Source organism: Paenibacillus sp. FSL H3-0469 (genome assembly GCF_038051945.1).
Classification (GTDB): domain Bacteria; phylum Bacillota; class Bacilli; order Paenibacillales; family Paenibacillaceae; genus Paenibacillus_AQ.
Genome location: NZ_CP150302.1, coordinates 5,432,065 through 5,447,485, shown reverse-complemented (window position 1 = coordinate 5,447,485; position 15,421 = coordinate 5,432,065). Strand labels below are relative to the sequence as shown.

Below are 15,421 nucleotides of genomic sequence, written 5' to 3'. Positions count from 1 at the left end.
CGTCCACTGCTTCGCAATCATTGCGTGCTGTCTGCCCTCCCGTCTGGCCTTTGCATCCCCCTCTTGCCAGTGCCTTCCCGGTTCATTCCCCTGCTCCCGTCCCTGAAGCCCGCGCCGCCGTTCATGCCGGGGAATCCGCCGGGCCGGGAATTGAAGTCTGCACTGGTGATATTCTGAGCCGTGACTGCTTCGCAGGAAGTGAGCAGCAGCGAACAGCTAAGCATACTAATGATTAAGGTGATGTAATATTTCTTAGTCCGCATCATGAGACCTCCTTCTGCCGGTCAGCAGGGCATAGGCATCTTGGAAACCCAGGTAAGACAAGACAAGCAGCAGCGGATACACGGGATACAGATACCGGGACTTAATCTCCCAGAGCAGGTAGAACCCGATGAAGCCAAGAATCACCAGAAGGAGCGGGGTCTCCGCGAAGCGCTTAGCCCGCAGTCCCCGGATTAACCGGATCAGAATGAAGACGTACATCAGGAAATTCTGGACATATAAGGCCCACAGCAAGGCGCTCCGGTACATAGAAGCACCTTCAAACACCCTGCTTGCAGCTGTGGAATAGCTGTAGTGGCCCATCACCATACCGCCCCTCCCGCCAGTGGAGGAGGCTCCTTCATTTCCTATCCCGTAGCGCTCTATCTGATACGTTCCTTCCGTCCAGGTCCAAACCAGCTTTTTATAATACATTCCTGCAAGCTCAGTTAAGGTCGCGTCAGAGAGCTTGCTGCGGATGGACGCCTTGAACAGTTCTACACTCTCCGCTTTGTTATAGCCGGCCTCCTGCTGGTAGATATTATAGCTCTCCCGGTCATCCCAGAACCCGAGTGTCTCCAGATTAATCCCCATATTCAGCCACATGTACACTGGAGCAGAATTGCTGGACGGAGATTCGTCCACAATGTCTGTTGCCTGAAGCGCCGTATTCTGAATCCAGGCAGGAAGAACCCACAGCAGCAGCGTTACTCCAACGGCGGCAATGACCTTCTTCACGCCAATCGCCCGCAGGTTCAGGAGCAGACTGAGAACAATGGCAATCAGAAAGATCATACCTATACTGCGGAAGTAGTTGCCAAGTGTCAGCAGTACTGCCGCGAACAGCATATCCTTCATGGATCTTCTGCGGATGAACCTGACTCCGAAGTAGAGCGCGCTGGTGAGCAGAGCCGTGGCAATTCCATCATTATAGATGAAGTTGCTCATGAACAAAGCCGGAACATAGGTCGCAGACACAATCAGAAGGCCATAGTCCTTCCTGCTTGATTTGGGATTCAGCTCTTGGCAAAGCAGGTAGATGACCAGCGTGGTGACGAGCGAAAAGAGGATATTGAAGCTTTTGATCACCAGATAATTGTCCGGGAACAGAAGCAGCAGCGCCTTCAGATACAGCACGAAGGAGAAATTAAAAGGGAACATGTACAGGTATCCGCCTGACTGGAAGGAGGAATAATCCTTGTCATAGAGCATCGCCCAGGCCAGGGACAGCACCGTCTGTGAATCATCTGTAGGCATGCGGGTGAACAGAAAAATAATCACAAGCTGCATGGCACCAGACAACAGCAGAACAGCTGGAATAACCTTGGCCCGGCTATACCTTTCAAGCTTCCGGGAGAGTCTGTACAGCACGAAGCCCAGTCCCAGAACAACTACAATCCATAGCAGGAACACAAGCGGCTGCTGCCCTTCCAGCACCGCCCGGTCTCCATACACGGAATAATTATATTTCGCCCGGAGAAAGAAGGATGCAGCGATGAACAGCCCAATGAACAAGGCGAGGATGAGTGTTACGATTTGCTGGATTCTTTTTACCATGATACCCTCCTGACCGGCAGCGTCCGGCGAGTCCTTCGCACGTGCCTTAATCCATATACGGAGTATACATAGTGAATCTGAATGTTAGTTGAAAGGATTCCTGGGATGCGCCAAGTGGAAACGGCCTTGTCTTACAAAAAACCTCCGGGTCCTCTCCAGCCGCCGCATTCATAGATGCGCTCATGCCGGATTAGCTTCCCGAAGGCCTGCTGCTTAAACTATTCTGTTCTGTTGAATACTCATGGATGAATCACTTGTCAGCAACAGCACGAACCACACGAAACCCCTGGTCATTCCCCCGGCTGCTCGGCTCGTATTGACCCCGGAAGGATACCTCTGTGTTGTTCACCCCGCCGATCCAGCCGCCGCCCTTCACCAGCCGGACAGAGCCGGTCTTGCTATTCGAATCCCCTTCACCGTACCAGTTCCAGCACCATTCCCTTACGTTCCCTGACATATCATACAGTCCCAGCTCATTGGGTTGCTTGAGGCCGGTATTTCTCGGCTGGCTATGGTTGTTCTCAATCGCAGGCCAGGTCCAGTCCCCGGTCAGGAATTGATCACCGGAATTCCTCCAGTACCAGGCCACCTCCTCCGGGTTGTCGCTTCCGCTATACGGGTAGCTTGTGCTCATCTGGCCTCCGCCTGCTGCATATTCCCACTCGGCTTCTGTCGGCAGACGGTAACCGTCCGCCCCTTCATTGGCCGTTACAGTCCATTTCATGAAATCCCGGTCACTTGTATTATTCGGATCGACCGTACTCTTGTCTATATTATAATAGGGGGCCAGGCCTTCCTTCACACTCCGCTCATTGCAGTACTCCACGGCATCATACCAGGTTACGCTCTCCACCGGCAGCTTGTCTCCTTGGAACTGCGAGGGGTTACTCTTCATCACTTCCAGCCATTCTTGCTGGGTGACCTCATATTTACCGATGTAGAAGTCCGGGAGGGTCATCTCTGTCCCGTAGTAATTGGATTTCGTATCTTTAAAAGTACCGCCTTCTACCCGTACTAAACGCTCATCCGCGGCAGGCTTCTCCTGAGAGCAAGCAGTGGCTATAGCCGCGATTGCCATGCACAGAATCAGAATCATTAATGGTTTTCTCATGAATACCTCTCCTTTGAGCAGATGGGCAAGGTACAGGACCTAAGCGCAGTTCAGTGTGTGAAAATGATAAGGCCGGCAGCTTGTCCACCCGGCCGGCCTTAGCCCTGTCTAGCTGAGCTCTGCCATTGCCGGAACCGGCAAAATGGCGTTCAGCTGATCCATTACCACACAGTTACGTTGGAGCTGCCGCTGCTCTGGTATCCTTCGGTAGCCAGTACCTGATAGGACCAGCTGCTTCCCAGATACATCGATTTGCTCTGCCAGGCGTTCACGTGGTTGCTGAACGTAATCTGGACATTGCTTCCGATTGGCCGTTTGGATTGTCTTACACTCCAGTACTGCGGGAACGTAGCATTTCCGTCAATGGAAGGAGCATCGTAACGCATGGTACGATAGATATCATAAGTGCCGCCATCACTGTTCACCGTGCCTTTGTAATCGCCGGTTGGTCTGTAAGTTCCCCAGTTGTCTACCACGTAATATTCAATAAGGGAATTCCGGGTCCATCCGTATAAGGTCAGGTAGCCGTTGCCGGAAGGCGCGAAAACCCCTGCATTATAATTTACAACCCGGTTCGGTGATCCGTAAGTCCAGCCTTTGCCCACTACGAAGTTCCCGGTATTGTACCAGTTCACACTGTAATTCCCGCCACTTCCGTTCACCGCATTCACAGTTCCGCCGCCATCGGTCCAGTTTTGCCAATAATCTGTTGCGCCTGCAGTCGCTGCGAACGCGCTGAAGCTCAGTGCTGCTGTCATTAATACCGTAAGAAGTTTCTTTTTCATTGTAAATTAATACCTCCCGATTATAATGTGTTTGCTTGCAGCTTGCTTCTCCCCGTAGGATATAACTTATCCTGAGGGTTATCCCATATATTTACTTGTCCTCCTTTCGAGAAAATTATATCTAGTAAGCGTTTACATTACTCTCTGCAAACTAAAGATTAACCCCCAATTTTTATTGATATTATGAAAATAATGGGTCAAAATCAAGGGAATTGTAACCTCCTGGGGGATATGTGGTGAAAATTCGGGGAATTTCGGCAGTGGCCGGTGGCGCACAAATATTTGCTCATCCGGCCCACTTTTGCCGAGATCAGGTGCACTGATGCTCCTCATTTGCTCATCCGGCCTACTTTTACCGAATTCAGGTGCACTGATGCTCCTCATTTACTCATCCGGCCTACTTTTACCGAATTCAGGTGCACTAATGCTCCTCATTTGCTCATCCGGCCTACTTTTTCCAAATTCAGGTGCACTAATGCTCCTCCTCACGCCAAAAAAGCCGCCCCAATGGGGCAGCTCTGTACTGTTCAGCTTTACTCACTTGTCACTATTCATCCATTGCTAATCTATCCACCAATCCTCTATCGTCCCTCTACCCCATCTTAATGACGGCCTTAACCACATCCTCCTTATTGTCGATTACATAATCGAACGCTTGTTGCGTCTCCTCGAAGCCAAATTCGTGGGTGACAATGCCCTTGACGTCAATCTTTCTATCCGCGATGGCGCCAATAGCTGCCGGATACAGGTTGCGGTACCGGAATACCGACTTGATGTCCGCCTCCTTGAACATAATCTGCATGAAGTCGAAGTCGATGATATCCTTAGCGGCCAGGCCGACCAGGACGATGGTTCCGCCTCTTTTGACCAGATATGGCGTCTGCTTCACGGTATGCTCGCTGCCTGCCGTCTCAATCACCTTATCTGCACCCGCACCGTCAGTCCAAGCCGCAATGGTCTCCAGCACATTCTCCTGCTTGGCGTTAATGACCTGTGAGGCCCCCAGCTTCAATGCCGCCTCCAGCCGCTTCTCAATGATGTCCACCACCACAATCTCCGTAGCCCCGTAAGCCTTGCAGGCCAGTAGTGTAACCAGTCCTATGCAGCCCGCCCCCAGAATCACAACCCTGTCTCCCAGCTTAACGCCGCCTTGCGCCGCAGCATGAAGTCCCACCGCCAGCGGCTCCACCAGCGCGCCCTCCTCCGAAGACACATTATCCGGCAGCTTGAACGCCATGTTCTCGGGATAAGCCATATAATTCACCAGGCAGCCATGGTAGGGCGGAGTCGCTAGAAACTGTACATCCGGGCACAGATTATATTTGCCGCTTTTGCAGAATTCACACTGTCCACAGGTCACACCAGGCTCCAGCGCCACCCGGTCCCCCACCTTCAGGTGCTTCACACCAGGGCCAAGCTCCACCACTTCACCGGCGCATTCATGCCCGAGAATGAAGTCCCCATCCACTACGAAGTCGCCGATCCGGCCATGCTCCAGGTAATGCACATCCGAGCCGCAGATGCCGACAACCTCCAGCTTCACAATAACCTCGCCCTCTTTGGCTACAGGCATGCTAATTTCCTTCATTTCCATTTGCTTCAGATCTTTCATATAAAAAGCTCTGTTCTTCATCTGTTTCTCCTCCTCAGGAACATTAGTGTGCTCTTATAAAAACTACTGTTACTTCAAAATTTCTGCGTTCTTCAGCTTCACAATAATAATATACTTTTATAAAACTATTTAAATAAGATTATAAACAGAATTGGGATGAAGTCAACAAAAACTCCCCCAGAGAAGGACAAGGCCGCGATTGCAGCAACGTCCCTCTTCCGGAGGAGCGGGAAAGCAGATATTATATTAGGGTAAAAGCAACCCGGATCTAGATGCTGTCGATAAATTCAGTCACCAGCTCCAGGGCAGCCCCCACAGCGGTGGCCTCCAGCTTGTATTTGCAGACCCGCAGGTAGGAGCCATCCTGCTCGAAGGTGTTCTTGCGCGCTGCCAGTGCCTGAAGTTCACCGATGTATTCCTCCATGTGAGCCCCGGCATAGCCGCCGAGAATCACATCGCAATCGTACAGCATCCGCAGGTTATTCACTGTAATCACCAGATAGCCTACATACTCCTGCCAGATGGCCTGCTGCTCCTCCCTGCCCTCTCCCAGCAGCCGGAAGAATTCCGCAATACTGCCCCCTGTACTATCCGAGAGAATTCCCGCTGAGCAATAGGCATCTACACAGCCCTTCTGTCCGCAGTAGCAGGTACGCCCTTCAGGCAAAATCGTCATGTGCCCGAACTCCCCGCTACGGTGGTTCTGGCCTGCATAGATCTGGTTACCGACTATAATGGCACCGCCTACGCTATTATTAAGGGACAGATAGACCACATTGTGTATGTCCTGCTCTCCCCACAGTTCAGTGAGTCCCGCCGCATTCGCATCATTGCTCAGGACGCAGGGATAAGGGATGTATTTGGCGAACCGCCGGACACTGCCTCCCTTGAAATCTATGACTGTAGCATAGCTCACGGTCTGCCGGTCCCCGGATAGAATCGCGGGCAGCGCAATCCCTACTCCCAGAATCCGGCTGCGGTCCAGCTGGCAAGCCTCTACGAACTCCTCCACCAGCTTGCCTACCCCCTGGAAGTAGGTCTCCTCATTCGCAAACGGATAATGATTCCTGACATTCTTAATGATTCTGCCGCTCAGGTCAATGACGACAATCCCCACATGATTCAGGGTAATATCCAGTCCGACGGCATATCCCGCCACACTGTTGCAGGCCATCGACTTGGCCTTACGCCCACCGGTGGATTCATACAGCCCGGTCTCCTCAATCAGCCCTCGTTCCTGCAGCTCCTTGAGATTCTGTGTCACGGTTGGAAGACTGAGACCCAGCGCCTGTGCAATCTCCTGAATGGAGGTGGATTCACGGTGATACAGGTACCGGTAAATGGCGTTCCGGTTCATCTTTTTAACTTCCATACTGTTCAAGCGATGTGTCGCCATTCCAATCCCCCTCACTTTTACAAATGTACTTTATAATTTTATACATATAATATGCAATCACATCCGTTATAGCAATCATTAGCCGCTTTTATTGTGAATAATTTCACGTAAGTGGTTTTATTGTATCAAGAATTGGAAGTCCCGTCATTAATCTTTTGGGAAGATGGCCTTAATCGGTCCCTCTTATCGCAATCATTCGCATGTTAACGCCAAGCATGACGAACCAGCCGGCGAACAGTAACTGGGAGATCAGGATCATTCCCTCACCAAGTAACCATGGATAGGAGCCGATAAGATCAAACACGCCGGTCAGAAGCCCGAGGGCTGCCGTGAATATTCCCAGTCCACTCTTCCAAATTACAAGGCTCAGCAGAATCGTTGCGATTCCAACGACTAATGCAACACAATGCACGCCCCCGTAATAGAAGCTGATAATCAGTCTGTAGCTCTCCGGCGTAAGCTCAATCCCATATACCGGATAGACCAGCCTCCCCAGAATAATAACCAATACGATATAGACAGGAACGCTAACCGCCAGCAGGCCGCAGCCAAACACTGTCAGGACCGGATTCACCTGCACCAGCAGCCGGTATAATGCCGCGATGGAGGGGATGAGAAGTACCGCAGCGAAGAACAAGACCTCATCTGCCATCGACAACTGGAACCGCCACTCGCTCAGCCAGGACAGCAGCGCAGCAGCTTGCAGCGGTGGAGACGGTACCGGCCTCAGGAACAGATATTGGGCCAGAAAAAGCAGTCCGGAGCCGATCAGGGTAATCCCGCCAAACTTCAGCAGGCGATGGTTCGTCTTCATACGCTTCATCTCGATTCTTGTGTATTCTAAATGCTATACTCTAAAAAAATAGATTAAGGAGAACGCTAACGCTATGAACCCAAACCCGATAAAGATCCTTACAGACCAAAATCGAAACCAGACACTCTCCCAAGAACTGCTAGTCATCTGGGAGAACGCTGTGCGGGCTACGCACCTGTTCCTCACCCCGCAGGATATTGAAGACCTGCGCCCCTTAGTTCTGCAAGGGATTGCAGAGATCCGGCATTTGATCACGTATACCCATCCGGAGGGGCATCCCCTCGGCTTCATCGGGATTCAGGATCAGAAGATTGAAATGCTGTTCGTAGATCCGGCTGTCCGGGGACTGGGTATCGGCAAAAGTCTCGTGGACTATGCCCTACACCACTTGAATGTGCATTCCGTCGATGTGAATGAAGACAATCCCCAGGCTGCCGGATTCTATGAACATCTAGGCTTCCAGGTCTACGGCCGCTCCGAACAGGATGAGCAAGGCAAGCCTTGGCCCATCCTGCATATGCGGTTATAGCATGAACAGCCGTGACTCTCTCGCTGTCCAAATATTCAGCGCCTGCGTGCGGACTGCGGGATTCGCATGATTCCTGTACTCCCGCAGACGCTCTGACGGCTCAGCGCTCCAGCGCAGCGCGCTTCCTGCTGCTTCCAGCAGAGACAGTCCGAGATACGGGGCTTCATAAGACGGTTCTGCCCGCAGCACATCCACAATCTTAAGCAATGTCTCCGCTGTCCAGTATCCGGCGCTGTTCTCCAGGCTGACGGCAAGCCCGCGGTACAACTCACTCAAGAGCTGTGGTTGACGGGTTACCTCCCGTGCGATCCGCTTCACATACCCGGACGCCTCCTCAGCGTTACTCCAATCGATCACTGCGATATATAAGGTCAAGACAAGCTCTTGTAACGTCTCATCGGCGGCCAGCGTGCCGGCCAGCTCCAGGTACAACGGGGTAAGCTGCACCCTTGTACTCTTAGGCAGACCTGTTAACTGCTTGATGAGTACCTGCAGGCGCTGCCGGTGCGGCAGGTCTCTATCCGCCGCTGCATTCCATTCCTGCGTCACGGGCGTCGCCGCCAGCTCCCGGCAGATACCGGCTACAACCGCGTTCACCTTGCCGTCCCGGGCGGCTTCAATCAATGTCATCATCGCGAACTCCCAACTGGAGCTGTCCTTCAGACCCGCAACCGCCTGAGCCGCAGCCGCCGCAACGGCGCCTTCATAACCGCTTGTCCACCACTTCATGGAAATATAAGCCTGGCTGATGACGGATACATCCGGGTGAGCGGCAATGGTTATGATTAAGTCCAGATAGCGCGGTCTGTAAGCAAGCGGAAGCCCAGCAGGCTGCTGGGACAACAAGCTCACTGCGATATCACGCTCTGGAGAAGCAGCGATGGTGCGCAGCACCTCCCAGCTCCGTTCATCATCCAGCAGCCCTCTGGCAGCATGCCCTATAGCAATCACCACATCTTTATGCACAGCAGGCTTCGCGAATTCATTCAACAGCAGCGGAAGGCTGTCCTCACTTCTATACGCACCAAGCAGGCGGATGGCTTCCTTACGGACGGTAATTTTCAGCTTCTCACGGTCCAATAGCTCCTTCAGCACCAGGGACAGCAGCGCCGGACGGACCCGGCGGATACACCTCGGGATGGAATACATCGCTACACGGGCCCGGTCGCTATCCAGATGCTCCAGCAGCACGGGCAGGGACTTCTCCGGCTCCTCCAGCAGGGACAAGGCATGAAGTGCCGCCTCCGCCACAGCCACCTCTTTGTCCTCAACCAGCTCATACAGCCGCTCCGGATTCACATCCGGCATAATCGCCAGCATTCTAATCGCTCTGGAACGCTCAAACAGGCTGTACTTGGGACCGAAGGCAATGGTGCTTAACAGGGCAGCATACGCCTGCTGCTGGCGGGGCAGCCAGCGGTAGAATCCGTCCGCAGCCGGAACAGGATAGACCGTTTTGCCCGAGAGGAACTTGCCCTTGACCGCAGCCCCCGAAATATAAGGGTCCAGCCATTCCTGGCGCTTCAGGTGCAGATGCTGAAACACCTCGTGGATCGTAATGTACGATGGATCTGCATCCAGCAGCTCCTTCACCCGTTCATCGCGCGTCTGCAGCGGCTCCAGCCAGAGCCGGGTTGCCCGGATCGCGGTTCCCTCGGTTTTGGCCCGGGTGGCTTCCCGTAAGAGCTGCTGTAGCTTGACGATCCCGTACCCCCTTTTCCCAAAAGAATTCGCCAGACTCAGCACCAGGTTGTAATTCTCCCGCTTCCCCGCCTGCGCAGCGTAGGAATAGATGCCGTCAAAAATGATCTCTTCCACGCCCCGCGGCATGTTCTTCGCAAGTGATGGCAGGGAGAGCTGCCCGTCCTGCTTCGCCAGCTTCTGGAGCGTATCCAGTGCGAAGGTGAACAGCTCCCCGCCCGGCTCCGCCGCCTGATGGCGCAGAATGGAGAAGGCCAATTGCTGCACAGAGTATCTCGTACCGTAGGAGGTATCTCTGGCATCAATCACACTGTCTACCAGCACAGTAAGCGCAGGGACATGGGCAGCCTCGTACACAGACGCCGGACTCTCCGACAGCTCCTTGAACACCGCCCCCCGAACAGGGTCCTGATCATTACGGATGCGGCCTAAGGTCAATAGTGTAGCATCCATGCCCTGCCTTGCCAGAACTGTGCTGCGGACCAGCTGCATCAGCGCCGTAGCGCGTTCATCTGCATTCGATACCCGGATTGCCTGCTCCAGCTGCTCTCTGACCTGAAGAATCGGGCGGGCGGCGGTGATACGCAGGGTGCTCTCCCGGTTCTCCCTGATCTCACGCAGGCCCAGCATCCGGGCAGCCTCCCCGTCACGCAGCGCATGCGGCAATACATACAGCAGCATTTCCGGAAAAACCCGCTCCCGGCGCTTCTCCTCCTCATATGCAGCATCGAAAATCTCCTGGCGCTTAGAAGGCGCAAGATGCTCCAGCAGCCGCGCCACATGGTAGGGCTCTTCCGCCAGCAGCTTGGCAAGCTGCGACCACTGGTCCATAGAGAGGAGCTTCGCCCGCTTGAGCACAGCTTCAGGCACACCATAAGTCATAAGCTCACTACGCGTCTGCGTCCGGATCAGCAGCTCATACACTGCGCCTGGTCTCAGGCGCATCAGTGTGCCAAGATTCGCCTTAAGCGCAGGCGGCAGCATGTCTGCCGGTCCATGGTCCACCGCATAGGCCAGCACCAGGTCAGGCTTGCGACTACTCAGATGCTCCATCGCGGAGGAGAACTGCGACCAGACCAGCCCCTTAGCCCTTAGCGGGGCCGCCTCCAGCTCTCTGGTGAAATACTCAGCAACCACCTCCAGATGGCGGCTGGACAGCTTTTTCCAATCCTTAATGGCGTACCCCAGCTCAGCCAGCCGCGCGCGGACGGTTTCCGCAGAGCAAGCCTGCAGTACAATCGCTGCCTCCTCCGTGCCCCACCGGGCCTGTACCACTGCTAATAGCCGCTCCGCCAACTCCTGACGGTTCATCAGGGCTACCGTACGCAGCAGCTTGCGGCGGCAATCCTGTGACAGCTGCGGAAGCTCGCGTTCAATCTCTTCGGCTGAAGCTATTTTGGCTGCCAGACCTGCTGCCGTATTGCGGATGCTGGCCATCGGATGCTTCAGCCCAGCCAGAATCACTGGCGCATCCAGCGTAGCGATCGCCCCCATCAAGGCCAGACGCGCTTCATAAGCTCCGCCCCCAAGTAAGGAGGTAAGTAACTGTGAGTATTCCGGGGACCCCAAGTGATCGCGGCCTAGTCTTGTGATTGCTTTGATCCTATCGGAATACCCTAGGGCATCCAGCTCCCGCAGTAAGCGCTCTTTATTCAATGGATCTCGTCTCCCAGTCATAAGTCCTCCTCTTGAATCTGTTCTGAGTTCTTCCTTATTTTACAAAAAGCGAGCTTCCGCCCGCAAATAACAAAAGGGTAACCCCGAATCCGGCGTTTCCACCATCCTCAAGATTACCCTCTGTACTGCTCACTCTATCAGTCTACTCTTTGTTTTGTTTGGCCTGGACGAACACATAGGTGTTCTCATCTGACAAAGCCGCTTCATACCGGAAGTCAAATCCGCTGAAGCCCTGAATCTCCTCCACGCTGGTAATCTGCTGCTCCGCCATGAACCGGACCATCTCCCCCCTGGCCATCTTAACCAGTGTCGCCCGCTCCACCACCTTGCCGCCGATCTCCTGCCCGAATACAACGCTAACCATCCGGACATCGTCGCCTAAGTAAGGAGAGACGCATTTGCTGTATTCCTTGGAGGCCAGATTCACAATCGTGTCGGTCTCTGCGAACAGCTGATCGGCCAGCTTACGGTTCCAGAACTCATAGAGGGTACTGAAGCCCGGCCCGCCGAGCTTGGCCTGCATCTCCAGCCTGTAAGGGACCACACCGTCGAACGGCCGGACGATCCCATAGAACCCGGACAGGATCCGCAAATGCTGCTGCAGATAGTCCAGCTCCTCCGTCTGAAAAATCCCCGGCGCCATGTACTGGTATTGGATGCCCTCATAAGCGAAGATCGCCGGGGTCAGGTTCCGGGTCAGGTCCATCTCTTCAATCCGCTGCATATTCAGCTCAGCAATAGCGTCATTGCATTTCCACAACGCCTTGGCTTCTGCGTAACTTAATTTACGAAGCAGGGCCAGGAGCGTCTGTGACTCGTTTAAGAACTGCGGAGCCTGGCGGGATTCCAGGAAATCCGTGTCCGTCTTCATCTTTTTGGCAGGTGAAATGATGATTCTCATGATACGCTCTTTTCTACCCCTACGGGAAAATAATGTACCTCTATATATTACATCAAATCTTCATACTTGCGCTTCCCGTGAAGCACCCGTCTAATCTCAACAATATCATCTAGTACAACATAGAAGACTATGTAGTTGTCCACAACCAGAGAACGGTATTCATCCTTTAAGCCATTCATGTTACGGGCAACAGGACCTGAGAATGGAAATAACTCTAACCTGGCAATAGCTTCATCAAACTTATCCAACAGACCATTAGCTGCATCCGGTGCTGCAAGCTCATTGCTAATGCCTTCTCTCACTGGCCGCTTGTAGAGAGAATTGTTGCACTTTTTGCAGGATTCCTCCACACCTATTTCTGGCTGAATTACAATGTTGCATTATTTGCACAATTTTTGGTGTTTTGGGCAAGTTATCGCTGGATTTGTTGCATTTTGTGCATGATTTCAGGGATAGACCGCTTCTATGGGGCAAGATTGTTGCATTTCTTGCAGAATTCTTCTTACTTCCTCGGCTAAATGATGCGTGCCTGGACACGCAAATTCACGCAAATAAAAAACGCCTTGGCAGGGCGTTATTGATCTGATTTACTCCGAATCTGCTATCGCAAATTATTAAATACTTCAGAGTGAGTATAGCGCTCCTTAGAGGTATCGGCTTCATGCTCAGCTTCTTTAAGTTTCATGATAATCTCTTGATTCTGCTGAATATTCTCATATTGTTCGATACTCATCACTACCATATCCCCATAACCATTTTTGGTTAAAAAAACAGGCTCATTATTCTCATGAACAATCCGGGATATTTCAGCAAAATGGTTGCGCAAGTCGGATACGGGCCGAATCTGTGGCATTAAACTCCCCTCCTTTTAGCGCCATGTTATCATAAGTATGATAACGATTCAATTCCTACCCATCACCCGAATCACCGTATCAAAAGCTTCCAGCTCCACAACCTGCGGACCGTAGTCCGTCTCGATGGTGGTCTGCTGCGGCTGGCCGCTATTGTTAATCACAACCAGGCGCTTGCTCTCCGGATAATACGCACACTCGGTATAGAGGTTATCCGGGAGGTAGCGGGTCTCCTCCAGCTCATTGCCGGCATAGCGGATCAGATTCAGCAGCAGGCGGGCATTCTCCCAGCTGAAGGCAAAGGACGGCAGGTAGATGCCCTTCCCTCTCCCGAAGCTATTCACAGTCAGGGTCAGCTTGCCCTCTGCCTCACGGACCACCGCAGCAGCCCCGTCGGTCAGATAGACCCCGTTCTTTGGCGTGAGGCTGACGCCATCCGGCACCAGATCCGGCACCGGCTGAACCTCATAAGCCCATTTGCCATGCGCTACCCTTGCGCCGGTGTCCTCATCCACCCCGAGAACATGCGCCATCCGGAAATAATGATCGTAGCCATCCACGGCGGAAGGCTGATTCACCCCGATGAGCGTACCGCCCTTATACACCCACTCCGTCAAGGCGTCCACCGCCTGGCTGTCCTTCCAGTGGTCCCCGCCGCTCCACGCCGAACCGGCGCTGCCTGCATTAATCACCACATCCACATCCTGCAAGATACCCTGGCGGACATCCTCGAAGTCGATGAACTGCACCTCCACCGGCAAGCCAGACAAGGCTTCATTGATATGAATCAGGTCATGCATATATGTCTCATGGAAGTGGCCGGAGAGGGTCCACGACCGCAGCTTGCCCCACGAGTGCAGAACAGCTACCTTAGTCTTGATGTGATAAGGCTCCCCCTGCCGGTGCAGCTCCTTGATCTCCCTGAATTCATCCGCAATCTTCTCAATATACGCGCAGAAATCCGGGTAAGGCTCGACCAGATGCAGATAGCCGCCCAGGCCAATCCGGTCGATTGGCTCACGCAGGAGGGCGCGCCGGATGTTAATCCAGTATTGCTTCGCATCGAGTGTGGGATTGCCCCCTTCCATGAAGGTAGGTGCGCCGCCCAGGCCAACCGGGAACAGGTACGGATGCAGCCGGATCTCATGCGTCTCCACCTTCACCCCTGAGCAGAGTCTGGCTTCATAGCCCGAGAACACGCATTTGATCATCCCGTCGAAGCCGAACTCCCCGAAGCGGTCATTGTAGGGCTCAGCGCCCACCCAGCTGTCATCATAGAAGACATAGGCCAGCTTGCCGTGCTTATGAACAATGTCAATTAACTGTTTGCCGAACCCGATGACGAAATCGTTGATAAAAGCCATATAGTCGAGCTTACGCTGCTCCGCCGGAATATGACTGACTCGGTATTTGCCGCCGTTCACGAAATCCTCTGCGCTCAGTGAATAGCCGTATTGCTCTGCGAACAGATCCAGTCCCCGGGCGCTCACCGTGAAGTCGTAGGACCCCCAGTCCGAGAACAGATGGCGGTTCCGCCCGTTGCTGCCCCAGATCCAGGCGAAATTGTAGAACAGGGAGGTGAACCGGACCACGGTCGTCGCCTGATGCTCCCCGCACCAGTCCTCCATCCAGTCCAACAGGTACTGCCGGGTCTCGGGATACATCGGATCGATCTGCATCAGATGCTCTTTATCCCAGTGATTCGTCGTGTGGTTGTACATGGAGATCTCTTCCCAGATCCGGTAGGCCATGAAGCTGACGGTATATTTATGCCAAGGCGTAATGCCGGTTAGCACCACATTGCCGGACTCCCGGTCGTAATTCCACTGCTCCCCCGGCACCTCCTTCCCGGTTGTCCGGTCGTACACCTGCCAGTACTTGAACGCCTCACGGGAATCATTCACCCTGAATTGCTCCGCGAAGAAATCCTCCAGCAGATAAATGGATATGTAATCCTGCACAGCCACCTTCGGACTTGTAATCAGGAAGGTCTGCTGCAGCTTGTCCGGGTTCCTCGACGCCCAAGCGTTATGGTCGCGGATGATACACAGGGTCGAATAGATGCCGTAACCGGCACTGATAATCTCTTCCGACAACTGTGTACCGTCACTGTCACGAATGACATCGGCTCCCCAACGTTCGGCAAGCTTCAGGGTCAGTGCTTCATAACCGGCTTCCCCCGGCAGGGTAAAAGCTCCTGTGGAGCCTGTGGATTTATTCGCCATC

Annotated in this window: 13 protein-coding genes; 1 reads left to right on the top strand and 12 read right to left on the bottom strand. The window is 53.5% G+C overall.

Annotated features, from left to right (window positions below; translation table 11 throughout):
* Positions 1-17 precede the first annotated feature (17 nt).
* From NSS83_RS23945 to NSS83_RS23915, 7 genes are all read right to left on the bottom strand, one after another.
* Positions 18-266: a hypothetical protein gene (locus NSS83_RS23945; RefSeq protein WP_341346646.1), complete on the bottom strand. Its 249-nt coding sequence runs from the start codon at positions 264-266 to the stop codon at positions 18-20.
* A complete protein-coding gene (locus tag NSS83_RS23940) occupies positions 253-1,818 on the bottom strand; it encodes a glycosyltransferase family 39 protein (protein WP_341346645.1) in 1,566 nt (521 codons plus the stop codon). The genes NSS83_RS23945 and NSS83_RS23940 overlap by 14 nt, the downstream gene beginning before the upstream one ends.
* A gap of 250 nt (positions 1,819-2,068) precedes the next feature.
* Positions 2,069-2,929, bottom strand: coding sequence for an SUMF1/EgtB/PvdO family nonheme iron enzyme (locus NSS83_RS23935; RefSeq protein ID WP_341186952.1), 861 nt, complete (start codon positions 2,927-2,929; stop codon positions 2,069-2,071).
* Positions 2,930-3,090: 161 nt separating this feature from the next.
* Positions 3,091-3,714 (bottom strand): glycoside hydrolase family 11 protein, encoded by a 624-nt coding sequence (locus tag NSS83_RS23930; protein WP_036694640.1) that lies wholly within the window; start codon positions 3,712-3,714, stop codon positions 3,091-3,093.
* 592 nt (positions 3,715-4,306) lie between these two features.
* The gene (locus NSS83_RS23925; protein WP_341186951.1) at positions 4,307-5,347 is read right to left on the bottom strand and encodes an NAD(P)-dependent alcohol dehydrogenase; all 1,041 of its coding nucleotides are present in this window, start codon (positions 5,345-5,347) and stop codon (positions 4,307-4,309) included.
* A 247-nt stretch (positions 5,348-5,594) separates the two neighbouring features.
* Positions 5,595-6,722, bottom strand: a complete 1,128-nt coding sequence (locus NSS83_RS23920; protein ID WP_341346644.1) for an ROK family transcriptional regulator — start codon at positions 6,720-6,722, stop codon at positions 5,595-5,597.
* 169 nt (positions 6,723-6,891) lie between these two features.
* Positions 6,892-7,536, bottom strand: a complete 645-nt coding sequence (locus tag NSS83_RS23915) for a hypothetical protein (RefSeq protein WP_341346643.1) — start codon at positions 7,534-7,536, stop codon at positions 6,892-6,894.
* A gap of 73 nt (positions 7,537-7,609) precedes the next feature.
* Here NSS83_RS23915 and NSS83_RS23910 point away from each other — a divergent pair, with 73 nt between their 5' ends.
* Complete coding sequence (locus NSS83_RS23910; protein ID WP_341186948.1) at positions 7,610-8,065, top strand: acetyltransferase; 456 nt, start codon at positions 7,610-7,612, stop codon at positions 8,063-8,065.
* Here NSS83_RS23910 and NSS83_RS23905 read toward each other — a convergent pair.
* From NSS83_RS23905 to gnpA, 5 genes are all read right to left on the bottom strand, one after another.
* Positions 8,060-11,443 (bottom strand): HEAT repeat domain-containing protein, encoded by a 3,384-nt coding sequence (locus NSS83_RS23905; protein WP_341346642.1) that lies wholly within the window; start codon positions 11,441-11,443, stop codon positions 8,060-8,062. The two genes, NSS83_RS23910 and NSS83_RS23905, sit on opposite strands and share 6 nt — an antisense overlap.
* Positions 11,444-11,585: 142 nt before the next feature.
* The gene (gene yaaA / locus NSS83_RS23900) at positions 11,586-12,344 is read right to left on the bottom strand and encodes a peroxide stress protein YaaA (protein WP_341186946.1); all 759 of its coding nucleotides are present in this window, start codon (positions 12,342-12,344) and stop codon (positions 11,586-11,588) included.
* A 47-nt stretch (positions 12,345-12,391) separates the two neighbouring features.
* Positions 12,392-12,646 (bottom strand): type II toxin-antitoxin system RelE/ParE family toxin, encoded by a 255-nt coding sequence (locus tag NSS83_RS23895; protein WP_341186945.1) that lies wholly within the window; start codon positions 12,644-12,646, stop codon positions 12,392-12,394.
* Between the two features lie 299 nt (positions 12,647-12,945).
* On the bottom strand, positions 12,946-13,197 hold the full coding sequence (locus NSS83_RS23890; protein ID WP_341186944.1) for a type II toxin-antitoxin system Phd/YefM family antitoxin: 252 nt from the start codon (positions 13,195-13,197) through the stop codon (positions 12,946-12,948).
* Between the two features lie 48 nt (positions 13,198-13,245).
* Complete coding sequence (gene gnpA / locus NSS83_RS23885) at positions 13,246-15,420, bottom strand: 1,3-beta-galactosyl-N-acetylhexosamine phosphorylase (protein ID WP_341346641.1); 2,175 nt, start codon at positions 15,418-15,420, stop codon at positions 13,246-13,248.
* Between the last annotated feature and the right edge of the window lies 1 nt (position 15,421).

Excerpts from the sequence above, each read along its gene's own strand:
- NSS83_RS23940 (WP_341346645.1), bottom strand. The coding sequence starts at position 1,818 with ATGGTAAAAAGAATCCAGCAAATCGTAACACTCATCCTCGCCTTGTTC.
- NSS83_RS23935 (WP_341186952.1), bottom strand. The coding sequence starts at position 2,929 with ATGAGAAAACCATTAATGATTCTGATTCTGTGCATGGCAATCGCGGCT.
- NSS83_RS23945 (WP_341346646.1), bottom strand. The coding sequence starts at position 266 with ATGATGCGGACTAAGAAATATTACATCACCTTAATCATTAGTATGCTT.
- NSS83_RS23920 (WP_341346644.1), bottom strand. The coding sequence starts at position 6,722 with ATGGCGACACATCGCTTGAACAGTATGGAAGTTAAAAAGATGAACCGG.
- NSS83_RS23930 (WP_036694640.1), bottom strand. The coding sequence starts at position 3,714 with ATGAAAAAGAAACTTCTTACGGTATTAATGACAGCAGCACTGAGCTTC.
- NSS83_RS23915 (WP_341346643.1), bottom strand. The coding sequence starts at position 7,536 with ATGAAGACGAACCATCGCCTGCTGAAGTTTGGCGGGATTACCCTGATC.
- gnpA (WP_341346641.1), bottom strand. The coding sequence starts at position 15,420 with ATGGCGAATAAATCCACAGGCTCCACAGGAGCTTTTACCCTGCCGGGG.
- NSS83_RS23910 (WP_341186948.1), top strand. The coding sequence starts at position 7,610 with ATGAACCCAAACCCGATAAAGATCCTTACAGACCAAAATCGAAACCAG.
- yaaA (WP_341186946.1), bottom strand. The coding sequence starts at position 12,344 with ATGAGAATCATCATTTCACCTGCCAAAAAGATGAAGACGGACACGGAT.
- NSS83_RS23905 (WP_341346642.1), bottom strand. The coding sequence starts at position 11,443 with ATGACTGGGAGACGAGATCCATTGAATAAAGAGCGCTTACTGCGGGAG.
- NSS83_RS23890 (WP_341186944.1), bottom strand. The coding sequence starts at position 13,197 with ATGCCACAGATTCGGCCCGTATCCGACTTGCGCAACCATTTTGCTGAA.
- NSS83_RS23925 (WP_341186951.1), bottom strand. The coding sequence starts at position 5,347 with ATGAAGAACAGAGCTTTTTATATGAAAGATCTGAAGCAAATGGAAATG.